Raw genomic sequence first — 22,240 nt, forward strand, 5'->3', positions numbered from 1 at the left:
AGGTAGAGAATACCGAGGCGTTCGGGTGAACTATGGTTAAGGAACTCGGCAAAATGCCCCCGTAACTTCGGGAGAAGGGGGGCCATCACTGGTGATCGGACTTGCTCCGTGAGCTGGGGGTGGCCGCAGAGACCAGCGAGAAGCGACTGTTTACTAAAAACACAGGTCCGTGCGAAGCCGTAAGGCGATGTATACGGACTGACGCCTGCCCGGTGCTGGAACGTTAAGGGGACCGGTTAGTGACCTTTCGGGGTTGCGAAGCTGAGAACTTAAGCGCCAGTAAACGGCGGTGGTAACTATAACCATCCTAAGGTAGCGAAATTCCTTGTCGGGTAAGTTCCGACCTGCACGAATGGCGTAACGACTTCTCGACTGTCTCAACCATAGGCCCGGTGAAATTGCACTACGAGTAAAGATGCTCGTTTCGCGCAGCAGGACGGAAAGACCCCGGGACCTTTACTACAGTTTGATATTGGTGTTCGGTTCGGCTTGTGTAGGATAGGTGGGAGACTTTGAAGCAGCCACGCCAGTGGTTGTGGAGTCGTCGTTGAAATACCACTCTGGTCGTGCTGGATGTCTAACCTCGGTCCGTGATCCGGATCAGGGACAGTGTCTGATGGGTAGTTTAACTGGGGCGGTTGCCTCCCAAAGGGTAACGGAGGCGCCCAAAGGTTCCCTCAGCCTGGTTGGCAATCAGGTGTTGAGTGTAAGTGCACAAGGGAGCTTGACTGTGAGACCGACGGGTCGAGCAGGGACGAAAGTCGGGACTAGTGATCCGGCGGTGGCTTGTGGAAGCGCCGTCGCTCAACGGATAAAAGGTACCCCGGGGATAACAGGCTGATCTTCCCCAAGAGTCCATATCGACGGGATGGTTTGGCACCTCGATGTCGGCTCGTCGCATCCTGGGGCTGGAGTCGGTCCCAAGGGTTGGGCTGTTCGCCCATTAAAGCGGTACGCGAGCTGGGTTTAGAACGTCGTGAGACAGTTCGGTCCCTATCCGCTGTGCGCGTAGGAATATTGAGAAGGGCTGTCCCTAGTACGAGAGGACCGGGACGGACGAACCTCTGGTGTGCCAGTTGTCCTGCCAAGGGCATGGCTGGTTGGCTACGTTCGGGAGGGATAACCGCTGAAAGCATCTAAGCGGGAAGCCTGCTTCAAGATGAGTATTCCCACCTCCTTGAGAGGGTAAGGCTCCCAGTAGACGACTGGGTTGATAGGCCAGATGTGGAAGCCCGGTAACGGGTGAAGCTGACTGGTACTAATAGGCCGAGGGCTTGTCCTCAGTTGCTCGCGTCCACTGTGTTAGTTCTGAAATAACGAACAGCTGTGTCAACACCAGCATGTTCAGAATTTCATAGTGTTTCGGTGGTCATAGCGTTAGGGAAACGCCCGGTTACATTCCGAACCCGGAAGCTAAGCCTTTCAGCGCCGATGGTACTGCAGGGGGGACCCTGTGGGAGAGTAGGACGCCGCCGAACAATCATTGCGGAAGCCCCGCACCAGCCCTTTACGGGTTCGGTGCGGGGCTTTTCTGCGTTCACGACCCGGAATGCCGTACGCGTGCGCGTGCGTGGGAAAACGCTGGTGAGCCGGCCATGGTCGGTCGTTAGGATCCCGAGCATGAGCGATGACTACGTGATCAGGGCCGTACGGGGCGACGAGTGGGAGAAGGTCAAGGAGCTTCGGCTGGTGGCGCTCCGGGATCCCGCCGCGAACGTGGCCTTCCTGGAGACCGAGGAAGGGGCGCTCGCCCAGGGCGACGAGTTCTGGCAGCAGCGTGCCGCGGGGGCCGCCGAGGGGCGAGGCGCCCGGCAGTTCATCGCCGAGGCCGGTGATGGTCGGTGGGTCGGGTCCGTGACCGTGCTCATCGAGGCGCAGGGCGGCACCGACTACTTCGGTGAGGCCATCGAGCAGCAGCAGGGCCACCTGGTCGGGGTGTTCGTCCGCCCCGAGCAGCGAGGCAGCGGGCTCGTGGAGAGGCTGTTCGACGCCGCGCTGGAATGGGCCTGGTCGCTGGAGGAGCCGGCGACCGAGCGGGTGCGGTTGTTCGTGCACGAGGACAACCCGCGGGCGGAGAGCTTCTACCGGCGGTACGGGTTCGAGGCCAGCGGTCTGCTGATACCGCTGGAGACCGGCGCCAAGGAGCGGGAGTACGTCTACACGCGCCCGGGAGCGTGAGCACGGTCCCCGTTCTAGGGGAGCGTCGCTTCCGGCCAGCGGGAGCGGGCCTGTTCGCGGCTGCGGCACAGGGCGAGCAGGGGGAGCGTGCCCTCGGTCAGGAGTTCCGGGAGCTGGGGGATCGGGGCCACGGCGGCCACATCGTCCAGCACCAGGGAGAGTGGTGGGTCGAGCCGACCGTGGGATGACCGTGCGGCCATGCGGCGGCCGTGCTCGACCACGTGAGAGGCGAGTGCGGTGAGCAAAGGCATCGCACCCGGGTGGGTGCGAGGGTCCTCCAGAGCTTCACCCACCAAGTAGAGGGTGCCCCCCTCGGTCACGAATGATGCCAAGGTGAGCGCATCTGTTCGGTTCGGATTGCATGCCTCGCGGATGTGGATCGAGGTCAGGCAGGACAGGGCACGGGCCGTCAGGTGCTGTGCCAGCTCTCGGCGTTCGGGGTGGGCGGTGAGGGCACTCTCCAGCTCACCGGCCGCGCCGGGGGCGGCGTGGGGGTGCGTACGGAGGACGCGTACGGGGTCCTGGGCGCTGTTGCCCTGGGCCCAGCGGTGGAGCAGCTTGAACGGGCGGTCCTCCAGAGCGGTGGCCTGCAGCCAGCTGCGGAGGAGGGTTTCCGCGGTGTCGGCCACCGCCGCGTCCATGCGGGCCTGGGGCCGTACGGGGGCCAGCAGGGCGATCGCGCGGGCCGCGGCGGTGTCGCGGTCGGCGCAGCCCTCGGCAGGGTTCCAGTGCATGCGGGCCGGGGTGTCGCACAGGTGGGAGGGGTCGTAGAGGAGGACCGGGCCGAGTTTGGCGCGGGCGTCCTTGGTCTCGGCCCAGAGGGTCGGGGAGGAGGTCACGACGAGCGCTGCCCCCTCGATCTCCTGGATGCGGTGTGCGGCGGCGCGGAAGCGGTCGTTCGGGCCGCCGTAGACGAGGCCGTTCGCGTCCGCCGGGTCGTGCGGGAGGGTGGCTGCGGCGGCCGGCTGGGGGGCGTAGCCGAAGCCGTAGCGGTAGGCCTCGTCGGAGGGATCCGGTGACCGTGACGGCGCCCGTGACGGAGGCGGTGGGGCGGAGCTGCCGCGGGTGCCGGCACCGGCCCCCGCGGCCTCGAACGGCTGCGGGGCCGCGGGGGCCTGGGCCGGTTCGGCGGGGTGCGGTACGGGAGACTGCGCGAGCTGTCTCGCGACGGCGCGGCGGGACTTGGTGCGGGCGATCACGCCGATGGCGAAGACGGTGAGGACGAACATCACCAGGAGCTGGCTGACGAACAGGCCCCAGAAGAGGCCCCAGCCCGACAGGGCCGCCGGGTCGGTGTCCGGCCAGGCGGCGGCGATGTCGTGCGGTTGCGCTATCAGGGCGCGGACGGCCCCCGGGGTCCGGGTGAAGGTGACCGTGTCGGGCCAGGAGCCCTTCGCCAGGACGGCTGCCAGGCCGGTGGCCGACCAGACGAGGACGGCGAGGCCGAGGAGGAAGGCCAGGAGGCCGACCAGCAGGCCGTCGGGGACGCCGCCGCGCGCGGGGGGCTCCGTACGTCGTGCGTCGTGCATGGTCAGGCCACCGTGGTCGCGGAACCGGGGCCGCCGCGGCGGCGTTCGATGGACAGGGCCCTTTCCTCCGCCTCCAGTTCGGCGGCGAGCATGTCGGCGGGGAGGCGGGTGGGGGCGGAGGACTCGGTCATGGCGCGGTCGGTGAAGACCAGGGGGCGTTCGGCCTCGGTGATCAGGTGTTTGACCACCTGGACGTTGCCGTTGACGTCCCAGACGGCGATGCCCGGGGTGAGGGTCGGGATGATCTCGACGGCCCAGCGCGGCAGGCCCAGGACCCGGCCCGTGGCTCTGGCCTCGTCCGCCTTCTGGGCGTAGATCGTTCGGGTCGAGGCCATCTTGAGGATGGCCGCCGCCTCGCGTGCCGCCGCGCCGTCGACCACGTCCGAGAGGTGGTGGACGACCGCGACGAAGGAGAGGCCCAGGCGCCGGCCGAACTTGAGCAGGCGCTGGAACAGCTGGGCCACGAAGGGGCTGTTGATGATGTGCCAGGCCTCCTCGACCAGGAAGATGCGCTTCTTCCGGTCGGGGCGGATCCAGGTGTGCTCCAGCCAGACGCCGACGATCGCCATGAGGATCGGCATCGCGATGGAGTTGCGGTCGATGTGGGAGAGGTCGAAGACGATCAGTGGGGCGTCGAGGTCGATGCCGACGGTGGTGGGGCCGTCGAACATGCCGCGCAGGTCACCGTCGACGAGGCGGTCGATGACGAGCGCGACGTCGAGGCCCCAGGCCCGGACATCGTCTATGTCGACGTTCATCGCGAGGGCGGATTCGGGCTCGGGGTGGCGCAGTTGTTCCACGATGTCGGTCAGGACCGGCTGGCGCGTGGTGATGGTCTCCACGACGTAGGCGTGCGCGACCTTCAGTGCGAAGCCCGAGCGCTCGTCCAGGCCGTGGCCCATGGCCACCTCGATGATGGTCCGGAGCAGGGCGAGCTGACCGGTCGCGGTGATGGCCGGGTCGAGGGGGTTGAGGCGGATCCCGTCGTCGTTGGCGGCGATGGGGTCCAGGCGGATGGGGGTTATCCCCAGCTGCTGGGCGATCAGGTTCCACTCGCCGACGCCGTCCTCGCCCTGGGCGTCGAGGACGACGACCTGGCGGTCCTTGAAGCGGAGCTGGCGTAGGACGTAGGTCTTCTCCAGGGCGGACTTTCCGTTTCCGGATTCGCCGAGGACCAGCCAGTGGGGGGCCGGGAGCTGCTGTCCGTACAGCTGGAAGGGATCGTAGATGTAGCCCTTGCCGCTGTAGACCTCGCGGCCGATGATGACGCCGGAGTCGCCGAGGCCGGGGGCGGCGGTGGGCAGGTAGACGGCTTGCGCCTGCCCGGTGGAGGTGCGGACGGGCAGGCGCGTGGTTTCGACTTTGCCGAAGAGGAAGCTGGTGAAGGCGTCCGTCAGGGCGGACATGGGATCTCGCATGGGCGGCACTTCCCTCCAGCTAGCGTCGGATGCCGGTGGCGAACGGCAAGGTGTTGACGAAGGCGCGGTGGTGCTCGCGGTCGCACCATTCCAGCTTCAGGTAGGACTTGCCGGCGGAGGCGCGGATCGTCCGCTTGTCGCGGGCGAGGGCCTCCGGCGAACGAGAGGACACCGTGATGTACCCGACGAGGTTGACTCCTGCCGCACCGCTGGCGAGATCTTCACCTCTTTGGTCGAGCCGGCCGTGGGCGGCGATGTCGCGGGGGTCGACGGTGCGGTTCATCTTGGCGGCGCGGGAGGCGTCGGCCTCGTCGTTGGTCTTCTCGGTGAGCATGCGCTCGATGGCGACCTCGGTGGGCTCCAGGTCCATGGTGACGGCGACCGTACGGATCACGTCGGGGGTGTGGACGAGCAGCGGGGCGAGGAAGTTGACGCCCACGGGCGTCATCGGCCACTCCTTGACCCAGGCGGTGGCGTGGCACCAGGGGGCGCGGGTGGAGGATTCGCGGGTCTTGGCCTGGAGGAAGGTGGGCTCCACGGCGTCGAGCTCGGCGGGCCAGGCGTTGCGCTTGGTCATGGCCTGGATGTGGTCGATGGGGTGGTCCGGGTCGTACATGGAGTGCACGAGGGAGGAGAGGCGTCCCTGGCCGAGGGGCTGGCGGACGCGGATGTCGGCCTCGGCGAGGCGGGCGCAGATGTCGGTGAGCTCGCGGGCCATGACGATGGCGAGGCCGGCGTCGCGGTCGAGCTTGCGGCCCTTGTGGGGGGTGCCGGCGCGGGCGATGGCGTTGGCCTCGGCGGCGAGGTCGCGCGTGTAGTGCATGCAGGCGACGAGGTACGCGCGGTGCTGCTCGGAGGAGGTGGACACCATCGACTGGAGCTGGTCGTAGGAGTCGCGGAGCCAGCCGGGGGCCTGGGTGTCGCCGCGCTGGGCCACGTCCTTGGCGTGCGCGTCCGGGTCGGCGGGGAGGGTACGGGCGAGCATCTGGAGGCGGGTGACGAAGCCGTCGCCGTTGGCCACGTGCTTGAGGAGGGTGCCGAAGCGGTCGACGAGGGCTTCCTGGTCCTCGCTGTCGCGCAGGCCGACGCCGGGGCCCTCGATCTCGATGGCGGCGGTGACGGTACGGCGGTCCGCGTGCAGGAGGACGGCGATCTCGTCGGGGCCGAAGGGGGCGGCGAGCCAGCTGATGCGGCCGATGCCGGGGGGCGGGCCGACCTCGACCTCGCGGCCGTCGGAGCCGCGGATGCCGGCTTCCATGGCGCCCGAGCGGTAGGCCGTGCCGCGGCGCAGGGTGCGCTTGTAGCTGCGGCTGATCTCGAACCAGCGGTAGAAGGTGCGGCCCTTGTACGGGACGTACACGGCGGCGAGCGCGATCATGGGGAAGCCGGCGAGGCTGACGATGCGCAGGGTGAGGTCGGGGACGAGCAGTCCGCTCATCATGCCGAAGAACGCCCCGGCGATGATCAGGGCGATCTCGCCGGTCTCGCGGTTCTTGCCGACGATCGCGTTCGGCCGGGCGCGGCCGATGAGATACGTGCGGCGGGGCGCGACCGGGTGCAGCTGGTGGGACTGGGTCGTCAACGCCCGTCACCTCCTGTGTTCCTCGTGCTCGAGCTCGTGCGGGGCGGGGGTGCGGCGGAGGGGACAGATCCGCCGCTGCCGGCTCCGCCGCCGGAGGTGGGTCGGCTGCTGTGGGCGGCCACGCCTCCGGAGAGGGGGTTGGCGGGGCGGGGGGCGTTGTTGCCGCCGCTGCCGCCGTCGCCGCGGTGGGCACCGCGGCTGCTGTGGGTCTTGATGCCCTGCGAGACGAGGGAGGCCGGGGAGCTGATGACGGCGGCCGCCTGGGCGCCGTCAGTGGCCTTGCTGCGGTTGGAGCGGGCGGAGGCGATCTCGTCGCCGAAGCCGGGGACGAAGCGGTAGATCATCGCGGAGGCGAAGATCGCCAGGAGGATGATGGCGAGGCCGGTGACGACGGCGGAGAAGGCGTTGGGGCCCTTCTCTCCGGTCAGGGCGCCGGCGAGGCCGAGGACGATGACGATGACCGGCTTCACGAGGATGACGGCGATCATGATGCCGGCCCAGCGGCGGACGTGGCCCCAGAGGTTGCGGTCGACGAGCCCGGAGTAGACGACGACGCCGAGGAGGGCGCCGACGTAGAGGAGGGCGGCCCGGATGAACAGCTCCAGGTAGAGCACGCCGGCGGCGAGGACGGTGACGAGTGCGACGACGATCAGCATGATCGGGCCGCCGCCGATGTCGTCGCCCTTCTTGAGGGCTTCGGAGAAGGAGCCGAAGAAGACGTCGGTCTGGCCGCCGGTGGCGGAGGCGATGACCGCGGTGACGCCGTCGGTGGCGGAGACGACGGTGTAGAGGACGAGGGGGGTGAAGGCGGAGGCGAGGACGGTGAGCCAGAGGAAGCCGATGGCTTCGGACATGGCGGTGGTGAGGGGGACGCCGCGGACGGCTCGCTTGGCGACGGCGAAGAGCCAGAGGACGAGGGTGAGGATGGTCGAGGCGGCGAAGACGACGGAGTACTGCTTGAGGAAGGCGGGGTTGGTGAAGTCGACCTCGGCCGAGCCGTTCACCGCTTCGCTGAGCTTGGTGACGATCCAGGAGGCGGCGTCGGCGCAGCCGCGGGCGAGGGAGGCGAGGGGGTTGAGGGCGTCTCCGCCGTCGCTGGGTGCGAGACCGGTCTGCGGCGTGCCACCGGACGTGCCCGTTCCGCTCTGGCAGTACTGCTTGGAAGGGCCGTCGAGCAGGGCGCAGGGGTCGGCGGTCGCCTGTGGGGTGGGAGTCGGCGTCGCAGCGCCGGTCGGCGTCGGTGTGGGAGCGGCGTGGGCTGTGCCCGCCATGGCCACGACGGCGAGGTGGGCGGAGGCGATCAGGCTCAGCCGGGCGGGCAGCCGGCGGTCAGCGGGCATAGGTGAATCCCCCGAACTCCTTGATGGCCTTGCTCATGTCGTCCGACGTCGACACGGGGACATCGCCGGGAACCGGGGCGGGCCCGTCCTGTTGGGTGTCGTCGATGACTCTCCAGCCTTCGCCGATCCAGCTCAGTTCGAAGGTCCAGGTCTTCCAGAGGGTCCGCACGGGGTCGGTGGTCTTGGGGCCGGACATGCCGATCAGACCGGTGTACCAGACGGCGATCTTGGCCGTGGTCGGGGTGTAGCTCTCCACGCGGGTGCCGATGGGGACGGTACGGGTGACGAAGACGCTGCCCTGCGGGGCGTTTCCGTTGGCGTCGAGTCCCATTCTGGCGAGGAAGTCGGCCGAGTAGGCCTCGTCCTGAGGGCCCTTCAGGCGGGCTGCCACGTCGGGTGCGTAGATTCCGTCCACGAGGGTGTGCCGGGTGTTCTTCTTGAACATGGCGTCGGAGCCGAGCGCCACCGCGAAGTTGGCGGCGGCCGACTGGGCGCCCTGTTCGTCGTGGGCGAAGCCCTTGGGGATGCCCGCCGTTCTGTCCGTCACCGGGTTCGTGCCCGTGGCTGCCGTGGAGGAGTCCGTCGGGGGTTTGTCCGAGGCGGGGTCCGACTTGGTGTCCGGGGCCGAGTTGGCGAAGGCGATGGCGGCGATCAGGAGGACCACCACGCCGACCACGGTGATCAGGCTGCGCGAGGCGCGGGGGGTGCGGCGGGTCGGGCCGTACGGGTCGGTCGGGGAGTCCGGGAGGCGGGTGCGGGTCTGGCCGGTGCCGCCGACCTCGCCGTAGCCGCCGGCGCCGCCGTACTGGTCGTCGTTGCTCATTCCCTGTCCGCCCCCTCCGCGTCGTACGACGGTAGCCCTGGTTCCCGCGTGGATGTGGTGTCGTGATGCGTCATCAGCTACGGGGCCCGGCGCGTGACCCGGCTAGACGGCCATCCCGTAGACGATCGTGAACAGCGTCCCGAGGGAGCCGATGATGAAGACTCCGGTCAGCCCGGCCACGATCAGGCCCTTGCCCTGTTCGGCGCTGAACGTGTCGCGCAGGGCGGTCGCGCCGATGCGCTGTTTGGCCGCCCCCCAGATGGCGATGCCCAGGCAGAGCAGGATCGCGACGGCCATGACCACCTCGATCATGACCTTCGCTTCGTTGCCGAGACTGCCGAAAGGCCCCCAGTTCGGGGCGATTCCGCCGATGATGGTGGTGATGTCGCCCTTTTCGGCTGCCAGGATCATGTAACTCACCGCCCCTGTAAGGGTAGTTCCGGAAGCCCCTTGCCCGACGGCAGGGGTCACGCACTATCTTCGCTGATGAAACCGCCGCCGTCGTCGACTTGACGGCTCTCTTTACCCGATATCGCGGCTCACACTCCGCGTCCGCGCTCTGACCTGGGCAGGGGCGGTGCGTAGGCGCGAGAACATGCGGTCACTCTGTGTATCACGGGGGGTGACGCCGGGCAATGATTGTCGTCTCGACGTACGGGGGGTGGGGCGAGGGGCCGCCGTTCGGAGCAGTGGTGTGCGTGTCCTTGCGCCGGCCCGCCGACATCCGTCGGATCCTCTTCCTGTCGTTTCATCGGTGCGCGGGAGCGTGGCGGTGCAGTGGTCGGCGGGGTTGTCAGTGGGGTGCGGCAGGCTGGGGAGCATGACGACTCCTTGGACTCTCGCGGACCTTGAGGCGGCCATCCGGGCGGGATGGTCGGCCGAGACCTGCGAGCCCTCCGACATCACGAAGATCCCCTGGACTCCGGAGAATCCGGCGTGGGGGCACTGTGACATCACGGCCCTCGTGGTGCAGGACCTCGTGGGCGGGGACCTGATGCTGGGCGAGGTGTTCCACGACGGCCGGCAGGAGGGCTACCACTGGTGGAACCTGCTGCCCGGGGGCGTCCGTATCGATCTGACGCGGGAACAGTTCCGGCGGGGGGAGACGGTCACGCCGGGGCGGATCGTGAAGCGGCCTCCGGGGCGGTTGCGCAGGCGGTGGGAGGAGTACCAGCTGCTGCGGCAGCGGGTCATCGACAAGCTGGGGCCGTTGCCGGGGGTGATGGTGACCCAGGACGGGCGGCGGCTCGCCTATACGGACTTCGGGGGGCCGGGGGCGCCGCTGTTGGCGCTGCACGGGCACTTCGAGGCGGGGGCGACGGCCTTCGAGGGGCTGGCCCAGGAGGTGGGTCCTGCGTGGCGGGTGATCGCCCTGGACCAGCGGGGGCACGGGAGGTCCGACCGGGCGGCGGAGTACACGCGGGAGGGGTACGTGGCGGACGCGGCCCTGCTGCTGGAGCAGTTGGGGCTGGGGCCGGCGGTGGTCCTGGGGCACTCGCTGGGCGGGGTCACCGCGTACCAGCTCGCGGCGCGGCGGCCGGACCTGGTGCGGGCGGTGGTGGTCGAGGACATCGGGGCGGTGGTCGACGGCGACCTGTCGTTCGTACGGGAGTGGCCCAGGCGGGCGGCGACCCGGGCCGCGTTCCTGGCGGGGACGGGCAGCTCGGCGCCGTACCTGGAGGGTTCCCTGCAGGAGTACCCGGACGGGTGGGGGACCGCGTTCGAGGCGGAGGACATGGTGGAGTCCCAGCGGGGGCTGAACGGGGACCACTGGGCGGACTGGCTGGGGGTGCGGAAGCCGACGCTGCTGGTGCGGGGGATCGGAGCGGGGTGCTGTCGGCGGAGCACGCGCGGGAGATGACGGTGCGGAGGGCGGGGGTGCGGTTGGTGGAGCTGCCGGCGGGGCACTCGGTGCGGGTCGGGGACCCGGAGGGGTACTTCGCCGCCGTGCGGGGGTTTTTGGCCCGGGTGTGAGGGTGTGGGGGTGCGGGGGGCTGGCGGGTGCGGCGCCGTTGCTGGGGCTCCGCCCCGGACCCCGCGCCTCGAACGCCGGCGGGGCTGAAAGAGTGCCTCGAACGCCGGCCGGGCCTGACGGGTGGGTCAGGTCCAGTGGGTGGGGCGGGTGAGGGTGGGGGGGATTCGGGTTGTCGGGTCGCCCTGGGCCGCGTTCAGCTGGGGCTGGGTGAGGAAGACGGCTTCGCGCAGGTCCGCGCCGCGCAGGTCGGTGTCGCGGAGGTCCGCGCCGATCAGGTCGGCCGTGCGGAGGTCGGCGCGGGTGAGGTCGGCGGCGATCAGATAGGCGCCGCGGAGGTTCGCGCCGCGGAGGTCGGCTCCGGAGAGGCGGGCGCCCATCAGGTCCGCGCCGCGGTGGTTCTTCTTGCGGCCCGGGACCTTCGCCCGTACGAGTTCGCTCGTCTTCAGGAGCAGGGTGTTGATCCGTTGCCGGAGCGCGCCGACGTCCAGGTCCACCAGGGCCTCCGCGTCGGCCCGGGTCCATTCCGCGGTCTCCGCCAGGGCCCGGCGCAGGTCCGCGTGGACCGGAGCGGCGGCCGGCAGGGTCAGGGCCTCGCTGACGTAGAAGAGCAGCTCGTGCAGTTGCCGCAGCACCGGGAAGACCTCGAACATCCGGCGGGCCGTGCCGGGGTGGGTGCGCCAGTCGCGGCCGCCGAAGGTGACCTGGGAGACCTGCTGTCCCGCGCCGAAGCAGTCGAAGACGGTGCAGCCCTGGAAGCCCTCGTCGCGGAGCCGGGTGTGGATCCCGCAGCGGAAGTCCTGCTGGAGGTTGCCGCAGGGGGTTCCGGCGGGCTTGTTCACGGCGAAGTCGTTGGACTTGGCGAAGGGCAGGGCCACGCAGCAGAGCGCGAAGCAGTTCGCGCAGTCGGCCTGCAGGACCGGCAGGGGGGCGGGCGCGGGGGCGGGGGTGGCGGGGCTACTGGGCACGTCGTCCATTGTCCCTCGTCGTGCGTGTGTCCTCGGCTGTCCGGAATGGCTTGATCCACGGAGCCGTGGCGGTGAGCATCCCCGTATGACAGAAGTGATCGCAGTCGCCGTCATCACCCTTCTCGCCGTGATCAGTCCCGGCGCCGATTTCGCCATGGTGGTCCGTAACAGCTATCTCTACGGGCGTCCCACCGGGTTGTTCGCCGCCGCCGGCGTCGCGGCCGGTGTGCTGGTCCACGTCTCCTACACGATGCTCGGGGTCGGTCTGCTGATCGCCTCCTCCACCGCGCTGTTCACCGCGATCAAGCTGGCGGGTGCGGCCTATCTGGTGTGGATCGGGATACGTACCTTCCGGGCGCGGGCCGAGCTGACCGTGGACCTGGAGTCGAAGCCGCAGCTGACCCGGCTGGGGGCGATGAGGTCGGGCTTCCTGACCAATGTGCTCAATCCGAAGACGACGCTGTTCGTGGTGTCGACCTTCACGCAGGTGGTGAACCCGCAGACCCCGGTGTGGCAGCAGGTGGGCTACGGGCTGTTCATGTCGGCGGCGCACCTCGGCTGGTTCGGGGCGGTGGCGCTGTTCTTCTCCGTCTCGCGGCTGCGCGACCGGATGCTGAAGGCGCAGAAGGCGCTGAACCGGGCCATCGGGTCGGTGCTGGTGGGGCTGGGGGTGGGGCTGGGGTTCGCCCGCTGAGGCGGGCGCAGGGTCTGGTGGCCTGTGTTACCTGTCGGTAGCGTGGCCGGTATGGGTGCTGCCGAGGGGTACGAGGGGTTCTTCGAGAGGGTCGACGCCGGGCGGTTCCGGGCCACCGAGTACACGCGGGGGCCGTGGGACCCGGGGTCGCAGCACGCCGGGCCGCCGGCCGCGCTGCTCGGGCGGGCCGTCGAGGAGCGGCCGGGTGCGCGGACGGACATGCGGGTCGCCCGGATCACGTACGAGATCCTGCGTCCGGTGCCGATCGGCGAGCTGGAGATCACCACCGGTGTGCTGCGGGCCGGGCGCGGGACCGAGGTCATCGAGGCGACCCTCGCGCCGGTGGGCGGCCCGCCCGTGATGCTGGCGCGGGCCCTGCGGATCCGGGTCGCGCAGGAGCCCGTACCGGCCGTGGTCCCGGGGCCGCAGCTGCCGCCGCCCGGGGAGGTGGAGGTGACGCCGTTCTTCCCGGTGCCGTGGGAGGTCGGCTACCACTCGGCCATGGAGTCCCGGTTCACCGAGGGCGCCTTCGTCGAACTGGGCCCGGGCACCTGCTGGATGCGGATGAAGGTGCCGCTCGTCGCCGGGGAGGAGCCCAGGCCGTTGGACCGGGTGCTGATCGCCGCCGACTCGGGGAACGGGATCAGTTCGGTGATGGACTTCGGGCGGTACGTGTTCATCAACGGTGACCTGACCGTGCACCTGCACCGCCATCCGGTGGGCGAGTGGGCGTGCGTGGAGGCCCGTACGAGTGTGGACGCGGCCGGGATCGGGCTCGCGGACGCGCGGTTGCACGACGAGAAGGGGCCGATCGGGCGGAGCGCGCAGAGTCTGTTCGTGGCGCCGCGTTCCTAGTCGGATCCGGCCCCGGTCCGCTCAACCCGCCTGTGTTCAGCGGAAGTCGGTGTGGCAGGCTCGGGTTGGTGGAGGCTCTGAGAGACGTCGACCCCGCCCGGATCGGGGCGCATGCGCTGTTGGCCCGGCTCGGTGCCGGAGGGATGGGGCAGGTGTACCTGGCGCGGTCGCCCGGTGGGCGCCTCGTCGCGGTGAAGGTGATCCGGGACGAGATCACCGGGCATCCGGAGGCCTTGGCCCGGTTCCGGCGTGAGGCCGAGACCGTCCGTGCGGTGCGGTCGGCGTACACGGCGAACCTGATCGACGCCTCGCTGGCGGTGGCGCCGTACTGGCTGGCGACCGAGTACGTGGCGGGCCCGACGCTCGGTCATGCCGTGGCGGAGCGGGGCGGTCTGCCCGCGGACACCTGCCGGCGGTTGTTCGCGGCGCTGGCGGAGGGGCTCGCGAGTGTGCACGCGTACGGGGTGACGCATCGGGACCTCAAGCCGCAGAACGTCATTCTGGGCGCGCAGGGCCCGCAGCTCATCGACTTCGGCATCGCGCGGGGCGTCGGTGAGACGGCTCTCACGCAGGACGGGCAGGCCCCGGGCACGCCGGGGTACAGCGCGCCCGAGGTGTTGCTGGGCGCGGAGGCCGGGGCGGCGGCGGACGTCTTCGCGCTGGGCGCGACCCTCGCGTACGCGGCGACCGGGCGGCCGCCGTTCGGTACGGGCGTGGCGACGACGGTGAGCTATCGGTCGGTGCACGAGCCGGTCGACGTGGTCGGGGTGGAGCCGGGTCTGGCGGGTCTGATCGAGGCGTGCGTGGCGAAGGATCCGGCGGTGCGGCCGGGCCTGCGTGAGGTCATCGAGCGCTGCGGGGTCCGGGACGCGCTGATCGACGATCCGGTGTACCTCGGGTTCGGTGCGCTGGGCGAGGCCGTGCCGGTGCACGAGATGCGGACGCAGGGGCCGGGGCCGGCGTACGTCTACACCCCGACCCAGGTCGCGGCGGGCCGCGGGCGGATGCCTCGTACCGGGGTGTGGGTGGCCGTCGGGGTGGCGCTGGCCGTGGTCGGGGCCGTGGCGGTGTGGAAGCTGCCGTTGGGGGGCCGAGGAGATCAACAGGGCGGGAGCCCCGCCGCGCAGTCGCCCGCCGGGCAGGTTCCGGCCGTGCGGACGCCCGCAGCCGGTGAGGCGGGCCCGGGCGCTTCCGCGTCGAAGTCCCCGGCCGGTCCGCCCACGTACATCCGGCAGACCGAGCCCAACCTCGACGACTACAACCCGATCCACCGCACCTGCGCCCGGACCGGTGCGCAGGAGGGCATGTCGGATTTCCAGACCTCGCTGCCCAGGACCATGGACGACCCGCAGCTGAGGTCGGGCAAGGTGAGGATCGCGTTCCGGGTCAAGAACGCGCTCCCCGACGTGCCGCCGTACTACGTGGCCGTCGTCGTGAAGCCGCAGCACGAGGTCGACGAGAACGGCCGGTCCACCGCGGTGACCGACAATCGTCAGCTCGGTTTCGTTGCCAAGGCCCAGGACCTGTACGAAGGTGACGAGGTGGAGTGGAAGTCCGTCACGTACCCGGACGACTTCTCCATGCGGCTGAACGGAAAGACCGTCAAAGCACCTCCGCTGTCGCAGGATCCGGGCGGCTGGACGGTGGTGTTCCGGCATGCCGTCTCGGACACGGAACACACGACATTGGTCTGCGATGGCTTCGACAGCGGGCCGCAAAAGGGATGAATCCGACACGTGTCGGTGAATCCCGGTGAGAGACCGGCCGATGGGGGAGGGTTGACGGGTGCGCAGATTCTGGGTGATCGGCGGGATCAGCTTCGGAGCGTGTCTGTGCTTCGTGGCTCTCCTCGTGGTCGGTACGTACTCGGCCGCCGCGGGCATCGCCAACGCCGGTGGCCGTCAGGTCGGGCTGGCCAAGGGCGCCGTACCGGGGAAGTACCAGGCCCTGGTGCAGAAGTGGGGCGTTCTCTGCCCGACCCTGAGTCCGGCCGTCCTTGCCGCGCAGCTCTACTCGGAGAGCGGCTGGAACCCGACCATCGTGAGTCCTGCCGATGCGCGGGGCATCGCCCAATTCATCCCCGGGACCTGGGCCACGCACGGGATCGACGGGGACGGTGACGGCGACCGCGACATCTGGGACCCGAACGACGCCATTCCCTCGGCCGCTTCGTACGACTGCGAACTCGCGCGGTACGTGCGCAAGGTGCCCGGAGATCCCGTGGCGAACATGCTGGCCGCCTACAACGCCGGCCCCGGGGCGGTGACGCAGCACCAGGGTGTGCCCCCGTTCCGTGAGACGCAGGGGTACGTGAAGGCCATCACGACGCTGGCCAAGAGTTTCGAACGGCCCGTCGGGCGGGTGGCGCCCTCGCAACAGGCCGCCGGGGCGATCTACTTCGCGCAGAAGCAGCTCGGCACGCCGTATCTGTGGGGTGGCAACGGGACGCCCGATCAGGACGGGCGGTTCGACTGTTCCGGGTTGACCAAGGCCGCGTACGAGACCGTGGGGATCGAGTTGCCGCGCGTGGCGAACGACCAGTACAACGCCGGGCCGCATCCTTCGCGGGATCAACTGCTGCCCGGTGACCTCGTCTTCTTCTCCGATGATCTGACGAACTCGCGGGAGATCCGTCACGTCGGGCTCTACGTGGGCGGCGGGTACATGATCAACGCCCCTTACACGGGCGCCGTGATCCGGTTCGACAAGATCGACACCCCGGACTACTTCGGTGCGACGCGCGTGACCAAGGACGGTGCGGAGGCGCTGCCGGAGCGGCCCGCCGCCGGCCGGTCGGCTTCGTAACTCACCGTAAGGCAAAGGCCCTGAGCTGCGACGATGAGTCACTCTTCGATAACGTTGGAGTGATCATTGCGTGGAGAATGGAACGTAGGAGCCAGAACGGGCGTTCCATGGGCGCGGGGGTTGATCAAGTGGGGGTGGAGGGGCGCACACAGGGGTGCGTTCCACAGGGGAACCACGGCAAGGGCAAGGGGCCGCGTCACCATGGCTGGACTCACAACAGGTGGGCCGAACGTGGATGTCAGCCTGCTGTACGAGATCAACGGAGCGGCTCGGCACGCTCCGGCGTGGCTGGACCGGGTCGTGAGCCTGGCCGGGGAGTACGGGATCCTGCTGGCCCTGGTGCTCCTGGTCCTGTGGTGCTGGCGTGGTGCCCGCCGGCAGGACGAGTCCGCCGCCGTCGAGTCCGTCGCCGCGCTCGTCTGGGCCCCGCTCGCCGCCGGGCTGGCGCTGCTCGTGAATGTGCCGCTGCGTGAATTCGTCGGGCGGCAGCGTCCGTTCCGCCAGCACGAGGGCCTGCAAGTCCTCGATCCCGCCTTCGGTTGGGGGCTCGGGCGCACCGAGTTCTCCTTCGTCAGCGGCCACACCACCGTCGCGATGGCCCTGGGCGTGGGCCTGTTCGTGGCGAACCGGAAGTTCGGCCTCGTCGGGATCGGGCTGGCCTTCGTCGAGGGCCTGTGCCGCGTCTACATGGGCATCCACTACCCGACCGACATCATCGGCGGCCTCGCGCTCGGCACCGCCGTGGTGCTCCTGCTCGCCCCGCTCGCGATGGCGGCGCTGACCCCGATGGTGCGGGCGGTGGCCCGCTCCCGGCGCTGTGGCCGGCTCGTACGGGCCAAGAGTCTCCTGCTGCCCCGGCCGGTCGGCCTCCCGCAGGCCCACACCCAGACCCCGCCCACGCACGAGAGCGACCTCGCCGCCTGACACCGGTGGTGTGACGGGGCCGCCCCGGATCAGGTCTGCGCGTACGCGTTCCACACGGCGAGCAGCGCGGCCGCCAGCAGGCACAGCACCGCGGCCCCGAAGCACACCCGCACCGCCTTCGGCCGGGAGCGCCGCATCAGGGCTCGCCGCCGTCGGAGTCGCGGCGGCGGGAACGCAGCCACCATCCGGTCGCCGCGGCCGGGACGGACGCGATGAGCAGGGCCCGGAGAAGGGCCGCGAGGCTGGCTGCGGAACCTGGCATGAGTCCAGGGCATCCGCTGCGGCGTACCCCGGCCAGCCGGCCGGTCCGAACGGGCTAGGGCCTGTCTTTCGGATCATGCCGGGCCCGCGACGCCTGGCGCCGCACCTCGCCGCGTTCTCGTCGGTCGTCGATGCTCCGCATGGACTCCCTCCTCGGCCTTGCGATGCACGACACCGGACGCCGCGGGCTGATCCGCCCTGATCCGAAAGACAGGCCCTAGCCGGTGTGTCGGGCGGCGTCCTTGCGGGCCAGGTCGCGGGAACGGCGGGCCGGACCGCTCCAGCCGCAGGTGCAGACGGCCAGGCAGAACGATCCGCGGTCGGCGGTGGAGGTGGTGTGGCCGGTCGGCGGCTCCGGCCGCGCGTGCGGCCCCGGGAGCGGCAGGGAGTCGAGCGGAGGGACCAGGGTCGCGTCGGTATGCGGTTCCACGGGTCCACGGTACCGGGGCGGGCGGCGCGCGGGGAGGGTGCGCCCCCGTGACGGGAAACCCCGGACCTCGTTAAACGGAGCGGGTGGGGGCCTCGGGCAAGCAGCGGTCATGCGTTGGGGGTTGGCAGGCGATGGTGGATCACCAGCACAGGCGACCGCGCGGGCGTGCGGGTGAGGCGGTACTCGCCGCCGGCGTCACCCTGGCGGTCTCGACGATGACCGGGTGCGGCGCGGGCGACGCGAGCGACGGCCGGCCCCCGGCGGAGGCGGCGGCGGTGGTCCGCGGGGCCGCCGACGTCCTGGCGAGGACCGGCAGTGCCCGGGCCCGTACGGCCATGGAGATGGCGACGGGCGGCACCCGCGTCACGATCCGCGGCGAGGGCGGGGTCGATTTCAAGAAGCGGATGGGGCAGCTCATCGTGATGCTCCCGGCCGATGTGAAGGGCAAGGCCGAGCATCGGCCGATCACCGAGCTGCTCGTGCCCGGCGCGCTCTACATGAAGAACCGGGGTGCGGGCGTCCCGGACGACAAGTGGGTCCGGGTCGACACGACGACCCTGAGCGACGGGAACCTGGTCACGGGCGGGGCCACCGATCCGTTGGTCGCGGCCGAGCTGCTGCGGGGCGCGCAGGAGGTGACGTACGTGGGGGAGACCGAGGTGGCGGGCACCAAGGTGCGGCACTACCGGGGGATCACGGACATCGGGCGGGCGGCGGGGAGCGCGTCGCCGGAGGCGCGGGGGGCACTGGCCGCGGCGGCGAAAGGGTTCGGCACGGACACGGTGCCGTTCGACGCCTACCTCGACGAGGAGGGGCGCTTGCGGAAGGTCAGGCACCGGTTCACGTACGTCAACAATGGCGTGATCGATGTGTCCTCGACCACGCTGCTGTACGGATTCGGGACGCCGGTGACCGTCGTATTGCCCGCAAGTGGGGACATTTACGCCGGGAAGATCTCCGACCAGTGAGGCGGAGGGGGAGCGGGCGGCGCGATCGGGCCACGGTCGGGTATCCGGAAATGGTCCATCCGTGTCATGCGGGGGACGGCAGGGCCTCCCTACGCTGAGAAGCCGGGCGCCGGCGCGTGGTGCGGTGCGGTATGACCGATGACGGCCGGTGGCCGGTGGCAGATTGAGGTGACACGCGTGACTCCCGCAGGCGGTACGACGGTGCAGGACCACGTTGCTCTCGCCGAGATCGAGCTGTGCGGTGAGCTGATCATCGCCGCCTCGGCCGCCGTGGAGGAGCGGCTCAGTCTGGACCGGATCGACGAGGTCCTGCTCGGGCACTAGCCGGTGCCCGAGCCGCGCCCGCGCTCGCGCCGCTGTCGGGGCTCCGCCCCGATCCCGCGCCTCGGACGCCGGCGGGTGCGCGGGCCGGGATGCGCGCGGCCGAGGTCCGCCGGTCAGGTGCGCAGGAGGCGGGCGATGGCCTTGGTGGCCTCCTCGACCTTGGCGTCGATCTCGGTGCCGCCCTTGACCGCCGCGTCCGCGACGCAGTGCCGCAGGTGCTCCTCCAGCAGCTGGAGCGCGAAGGACTGCAGTGCCTTCGTGCTCGCCGAGACCTGGGTGAGTATGTCGATGCAGTAGACGTCCTCGTCGACGAGTCGCTGGAGGCCGCGGATCTGGCCCTCGATCCGGCGCAGCCGCTTGAGGTGCTCGTCCTTCTGGTGGTGGTAGCCGTGGACGGCTCCGGAGCCTTCCGCCTCGATGGTCGTCATACGTCCTCCCGTGGTCCGGAACGAGGGGTGCATGCCGAACGCATACCCCTCATGGGTATAGGGTACTGGGCCGCGCCGCCCGGGGCAGGGGTCCGTGGTCCTCACTCTGCCCGATGGAGGACACTGGGGAACGGCCGGTTAGCCGTGGCCGAGGGATGCGCCTAGCATCAGCCTGACCGAATCCGATGCACCCCGAGGACCTCACGTGCGATTTCGTCTGACCCCCAGGGAGACGAGCTTCTACGACATGTTCGCCGCATCCGCGGACAACATCGTCACGGGCTCCAAGCTCCTGATGGAACTGCTCGGAGCGGACTCCTCCGCCCGGGTCGAGATCGCGGAGCGGATGCGGGCGGCGGAACACGCGGGGGACGACGCGACCCACGCGATCTTCCACCAGCTGAACTCCTCCTTCATCACGCCGTTCGACCGCGAGGACATCTACAACCTGGCCTCGTCGCTCGACGACATCATGGACTTCATGGAGGAGGCCGTCGACCTCGTCGTCCTCTACAACGTGGAGGAGCTTCCCAAGGGTGTCGAGCAGCAGATCGAGGTGCTGGCGCGCGCGGCCGAGCTGACCGCCGAGGCCATGCCGCACCTGCGGACGATGGACAACCTCACCGAGTACTGGATCGAGGTCAACCGCCTCGAGAACCAGGCCGACCAGATCCACCGCAAGCTGCTCGCCCAGCTCTTCAACGGCAAGTACGACGCCATCGAGGTGCTGAAGCTCAAGCAGATCGTCGACGTGCTCGAAGAGGCGGCCGACGCGTTCGAGCACGTCGCGAACACGGTGGAGACCATCGCGGTCAAGGAGTCCTGAACCTCGTGGACACCTTCGCTCTGGTCGTGACCATCGGTGTCGCGCTCGGCTTTACCTATACGAACGGTTTCCACGACTCGGCGAACGCGATCGCGACCTCCGTCTCGACGCGGGCGCTGACCCCGCGCGCGGCGCTGGCGATGGCGGCCGTGATGAACCTCGCCGGAGCCTTCCTCGGCAGTGGCGTCGCCAAGACGGTCAGCGAGGGCCTGATCGAGACGCCCCAGGGCACGCGGGGCATGTGGATCCTGTTCTCGGCGCTCGTCGGTGCGATCGTCTGGAACCTGATCACCTGGTACTTCGGCCTGCCCTCGTCCTCCTCGCACGCGCTGTTCGGCGGCATGGTGGGCGCGGCGCTGGCGGGCGGCACGGGTGTCATCTGGAGCGGGGTGATCGACAAGGTCGTCATCCCGATGTTCGCCTCGCCGGTCGTCGGTCTGGTGGCCGGTTATCTGGTGATGGTGGTCATCCTGTGGATGTTCCGCCGCTCCAACCCGCACAAGGCCAAGCACGGCTTCCGTATCGCGCAGACCGTGTCGGCGGCCGCCATGGCGCTCGGCCACGGTCTCCAGGACGCGCAGAAGACGATGGGCATCGTGGTGATGGCGCTGGTCATCGCCGATGTGCAGAGCGCCGACGAGGCGATCCCGGTCTGGGTCAAGGTCGTGTGCGCGGTGATGCTGTCGCTGGGTACGTACGCGGGCGGCTGGCGCATCATGCGCACCCTCGGCCGCAAGATCATCGAGTTGGACCCGCCGCAGGGCTTCGCGGCCGAGACCACGGGCGCCTCGATCATGTTCGGCTCGGCGTACCTCTTCCACGCGCCGATCTCCACCACCCACGTGATCACCTCGGCGATCATGGGTGTGGGTGCGACCAAGCGCGTGAACGCGGTCCGCTGGGGTGTCGCCAAGAACATCGTCCTGGGTTGGTTCATCACGATGCCGGCCGCGGCCGTGGTCGCCGCGCTGAGCTTCTGGGTCGTCGACCTCGCGTTCGTGTAGGACCCGGGAACGAAAGCGGGCCGGCTCCCCCCACCCAGGGGGAGCCGGCCCTTTTTCTTTCTTTCGCCTTGCGGTGGCACCGCCATGCAGCACCGCAGGACGTTCGGTCCCGGTTTAGCCGAAGCGACCCGAGATGTAGTCCTCGGTCGCCTGGACGGACGGGTTCGAGAAGATCCGGTCCGTGTCGTCGAGCTCGATGAGCTTGCCGGGCTGTCCGACGGCCGAGAGGTTGAAGAAGGCGGTGCGGTCCGAGACGCGGGCCGCCTGCTGCATGTTGTGCGTCACGATGACGATCGTGAAGCGCTCCTTGAGCTCGCCGATCAGGTCCTCGATCGCCAGGGTGGAGATCGGGTCGAGGGCCGAGCAGGGCTCGTCCATCAGCAGGACCTGGGGCTCGACCGCGATGGCGCGGGCGATGCACAGACGCTGCTGCTGGCCGCCGGAGAGGCCGGAGCCGGGCTTGTTCAGGCGGTCCTTGACCTCGTTCCAGAGGTTGGCGCCCTGGAGCGACCTCTCGACGATGTCCGTGAGCTCGGACTTCTTGAAGTTGCCGTTCAGCCGCAGGCCGGCCGCCACGTTGTCGAAGATCGACATGGTGGGGAAGGGGTTCGGGCGCTGGAAGACCATGCCGACCGTGCGACGGACCGCGACGGGGTCCACGCCGGTGCCGTACAGGTTCTCGTCGTCCAGCAGGACCTTGCCCTCGACACGGCCGCCGGGGGTGACCTCGTGCATGCGGTTGAGGGTGCGCAGGAAGGTGGACTTGCCGCAGCCGGAGGGGCCGATGAAGGCCGTCACGGAGCGGGGCTCCACGGTCATCGAGATGTCATCGATGGCCTTGTGGGTGCCGTAGAAGGCGGACAGTCCGGAGACGTCGATTCGCTTCGCCATGAGGGGTCACTTCGCTTTCA

22 protein-coding genes and 2 rRNA genes (1 of these 24 running past the window's edge) are annotated in these 22,240 nt (G+C 69.7%); 13 read left to right on the forward strand and 11 right to left on the reverse strand.

The window, feature by feature from the left end; genetic code table 11:
• The 3 genes from ACWG52_RS20175 to ACWG52_RS20185 all read left to right on the forward strand — a co-directional run.
• Nucleotides 1–1,282: ribosomal RNA gene (locus ACWG52_RS20175) — 23S ribosomal RNA — on the forward strand (it extends 1,843 nt beyond the left edge of the window).
• Nucleotides 1,283–1,361: 79 nt separating this feature from the next.
• A 5S ribosomal RNA gene (gene rrf, locus ACWG52_RS20180) occupies nt 1,362–1,478 on the forward strand.
• 142 nt (nt 1,479–1,620) lie between these two features.
• Nucleotides 1,621–2,178, forward strand: coding sequence for a GNAT family N-acetyltransferase (locus tag ACWG52_RS20185; protein ID WP_389816777.1), 558 nt, complete (start codon nt 1,621–1,623; stop codon nt 2,176–2,178).
• 14 nt (nt 2,179–2,192) lie between these two features.
• On the opposite strand, the gene ACWG52_RS20190 is transcribed toward ACWG52_RS20185, so the two are convergent.
• From ACWG52_RS20190 to ACWG52_RS20215, 6 genes are all read right to left on the reverse strand, one after another.
• Nucleotides 2,193–3,707: a type VI secretion protein gene (locus ACWG52_RS20190; RefSeq protein ID WP_453125505.1), complete on the reverse strand. Its 1,515-nt coding sequence runs from the start codon at nt 3,705–3,707 to the stop codon at nt 2,193–2,195.
• 2 nt (nt 3,708–3,709) lie between these two features.
• Nucleotides 3,710–5,125 (reverse strand): ATP-binding protein, encoded by a 1,416-nt coding sequence (locus tag ACWG52_RS20195; protein WP_033227127.1) that lies wholly within the window; start codon nt 5,123–5,125, stop codon nt 3,710–3,712.
• A gap of 19 nt (nt 5,126–5,144) precedes the next feature.
• Complete coding sequence (locus tag ACWG52_RS20200) at nt 5,145–6,707, reverse strand: SCO6880 family protein (RefSeq protein WP_389816781.1); 1,563 nt, start codon at nt 6,705–6,707, stop codon at nt 5,145–5,147.
• Nucleotides 6,704–8,047, reverse strand: a complete 1,344-nt coding sequence (locus ACWG52_RS20205; RefSeq protein WP_389816783.1) for a hypothetical protein — start codon at nt 8,045–8,047, stop codon at nt 6,704–6,706. The genes ACWG52_RS20200 and ACWG52_RS20205 overlap by 4 nt, the downstream gene beginning before the upstream one ends.
• A complete protein-coding gene (locus ACWG52_RS20210; protein ID WP_453125509.1) occupies nt 8,037–8,870 on the reverse strand; it encodes a hypothetical protein in 834 nt (277 codons plus the stop codon). The genes ACWG52_RS20205 and ACWG52_RS20210 overlap by 11 nt, the downstream gene beginning before the upstream one ends.
• 102 nt (nt 8,871–8,972) lie before the next feature.
• Complete coding sequence (locus tag ACWG52_RS20215) at nt 8,973–9,281, reverse strand: hypothetical protein (RefSeq protein WP_008742356.1); 309 nt, start codon at nt 9,279–9,281, stop codon at nt 8,973–8,975.
• 409 nt (nt 9,282–9,690) lie between these two features.
• Between ACWG52_RS20215 and ACWG52_RS20220 the strand changes: the two genes are divergently transcribed.
• Complete coding sequence (locus tag ACWG52_RS20220) at nt 9,691–10,731, forward strand: alpha/beta fold hydrolase (RefSeq protein ID WP_453125511.1); 1,041 nt, start codon at nt 9,691–9,693, stop codon at nt 10,729–10,731.
• 239 nt (nt 10,732–10,970) lie between these two features.
• On the opposite strand, the gene ACWG52_RS20225 is transcribed toward ACWG52_RS20220, so the two are convergent.
• Complete coding sequence (locus tag ACWG52_RS20225; RefSeq protein ID WP_390141033.1) at nt 10,971–11,819, reverse strand: pentapeptide repeat-containing protein; 849 nt, start codon at nt 11,817–11,819, stop codon at nt 10,971–10,973.
• Between the two features lie 76 nt (nt 11,820–11,895).
• On the opposite strand from ACWG52_RS20225, the gene ACWG52_RS20230 reads away from it, so the two are divergent.
• The 5 genes from ACWG52_RS20230 to ACWG52_RS20250 all read left to right on the forward strand — a co-directional run bounded on the left by ACWG52_RS20230 (nt 11,896) and on the right by ACWG52_RS20250 (nt 17,088).
• Complete coding sequence (locus ACWG52_RS20230) at nt 11,896–12,504, forward strand: LysE family translocator (protein WP_030728571.1); 609 nt, start codon at nt 11,896–11,898, stop codon at nt 12,502–12,504.
• Nucleotides 12,505–12,555: 51 nt separating this feature from the next.
• The gene (locus tag ACWG52_RS20235; protein ID WP_389816793.1) at nt 12,556–13,359 is read left to right on the forward strand and encodes a thioesterase family protein; all 804 of its coding nucleotides are present in this window, start codon (nt 12,556–12,558) and stop codon (nt 13,357–13,359) included.
• Nucleotides 13,360–13,427: 68 nt separating this feature from the next.
• Nucleotides 13,428–15,086, forward strand: coding sequence for a serine/threonine-protein kinase (locus ACWG52_RS20240; RefSeq protein ID WP_390169385.1), 1,659 nt, complete (start codon nt 13,428–13,430; stop codon nt 15,084–15,086).
• A 73-nt stretch (nt 15,087–15,159) separates the two neighbouring features.
• Nucleotides 15,160–16,164: a C40 family peptidase gene (locus tag ACWG52_RS20245; RefSeq protein WP_389816966.1), complete on the forward strand. Its 1,005-nt coding sequence runs from the start codon at nt 15,160–15,162 to the stop codon at nt 16,162–16,164.
• 201 nt (nt 16,165–16,365) lie between these two features.
• Nucleotides 16,366–17,088 (forward strand): phosphatase PAP2 family protein, encoded by a 723-nt coding sequence (locus tag ACWG52_RS20250; protein WP_390141035.1) that lies wholly within the window; start codon nt 16,366–16,368, stop codon nt 17,086–17,088.
• Nucleotides 17,089–17,224: 136 nt separating this feature from the next.
• Here ACWG52_RS20250 and ACWG52_RS20255 read toward each other — a convergent pair whose 3' ends face one another.
• Entirely contained in the window at nt 17,225–17,350 is a 126-nt protein-coding gene (locus ACWG52_RS20255; protein WP_389816803.1) for a hypothetical protein, read from the reverse strand.
• 216 nt (nt 17,351–17,566) lie between these two features.
• A complete protein-coding gene (locus ACWG52_RS20260; RefSeq protein ID WP_033225927.1) occupies nt 17,567–17,779 on the reverse strand; it encodes a hypothetical protein in 213 nt (70 codons plus the stop codon).
• Between the two features lie 131 nt (nt 17,780–17,910).
• On the opposite strand from ACWG52_RS20260, the gene ACWG52_RS20265 reads away from it, so the two are divergent.
• A complete protein-coding gene (locus ACWG52_RS20265) occupies nt 17,911–18,747 on the forward strand; it encodes a hypothetical protein (RefSeq protein ID WP_389816806.1) in 837 nt (278 codons plus the stop codon).
• Between the two features lie 177 nt (nt 18,748–18,924).
• The gene (locus ACWG52_RS20270; protein WP_244291003.1) at nt 18,925–19,071 is read left to right on the forward strand and encodes a hypothetical protein; all 147 of its coding nucleotides are present in this window, start codon (nt 18,925–18,927) and stop codon (nt 19,069–19,071) included.
• 113 nt (nt 19,072–19,184) lie between these two features.
• Here ACWG52_RS20270 and ACWG52_RS20275 read toward each other — a convergent pair whose 3' ends face one another.
• Entirely contained in the window at nt 19,185–19,532 is a 348-nt protein-coding gene (locus ACWG52_RS20275) for a metal-sensitive transcriptional regulator (RefSeq protein WP_453125516.1), read from the reverse strand.
• Nucleotides 19,533–19,704: 172 nt separating this feature from the next.
• Between ACWG52_RS20275 and ACWG52_RS20280 the strand changes: the two genes are divergently transcribed.
• Both ACWG52_RS20280 and ACWG52_RS20285 read left to right on the forward strand, forming a co-directional pair.
• Complete coding sequence (locus ACWG52_RS20280; protein WP_033225924.1) at nt 19,705–20,325, forward strand: DUF47 domain-containing protein; 621 nt, start codon at nt 19,705–19,707, stop codon at nt 20,323–20,325.
• 5 nt (nt 20,326–20,330) lie between these two features.
• Entirely contained in the window at nt 20,331–21,329 is a 999-nt protein-coding gene (locus tag ACWG52_RS20285) for an inorganic phosphate transporter (RefSeq protein WP_033225923.1), read from the forward strand.
• A gap of 114 nt (nt 21,330–21,443) precedes the next feature.
• Here ACWG52_RS20285 and pstB read toward each other — a convergent pair whose 3' ends face one another.
• Nucleotides 21,444–22,220 carry a phosphate ABC transporter ATP-binding protein PstB gene (pstB, locus tag ACWG52_RS20290; protein WP_389816812.1) on the reverse strand — a complete coding sequence of 259 codons (777 nt, stop codon included), beginning with the start codon at nt 22,218–22,220 and terminating at the stop codon, nt 21,444–21,446.
• Nucleotides 22,221–22,240: the final 20 nt, after the last annotated feature.

The sequence above is a fragment of the Streptomyces sp. CLCI03 genome, from assembly GCF_053615355.1.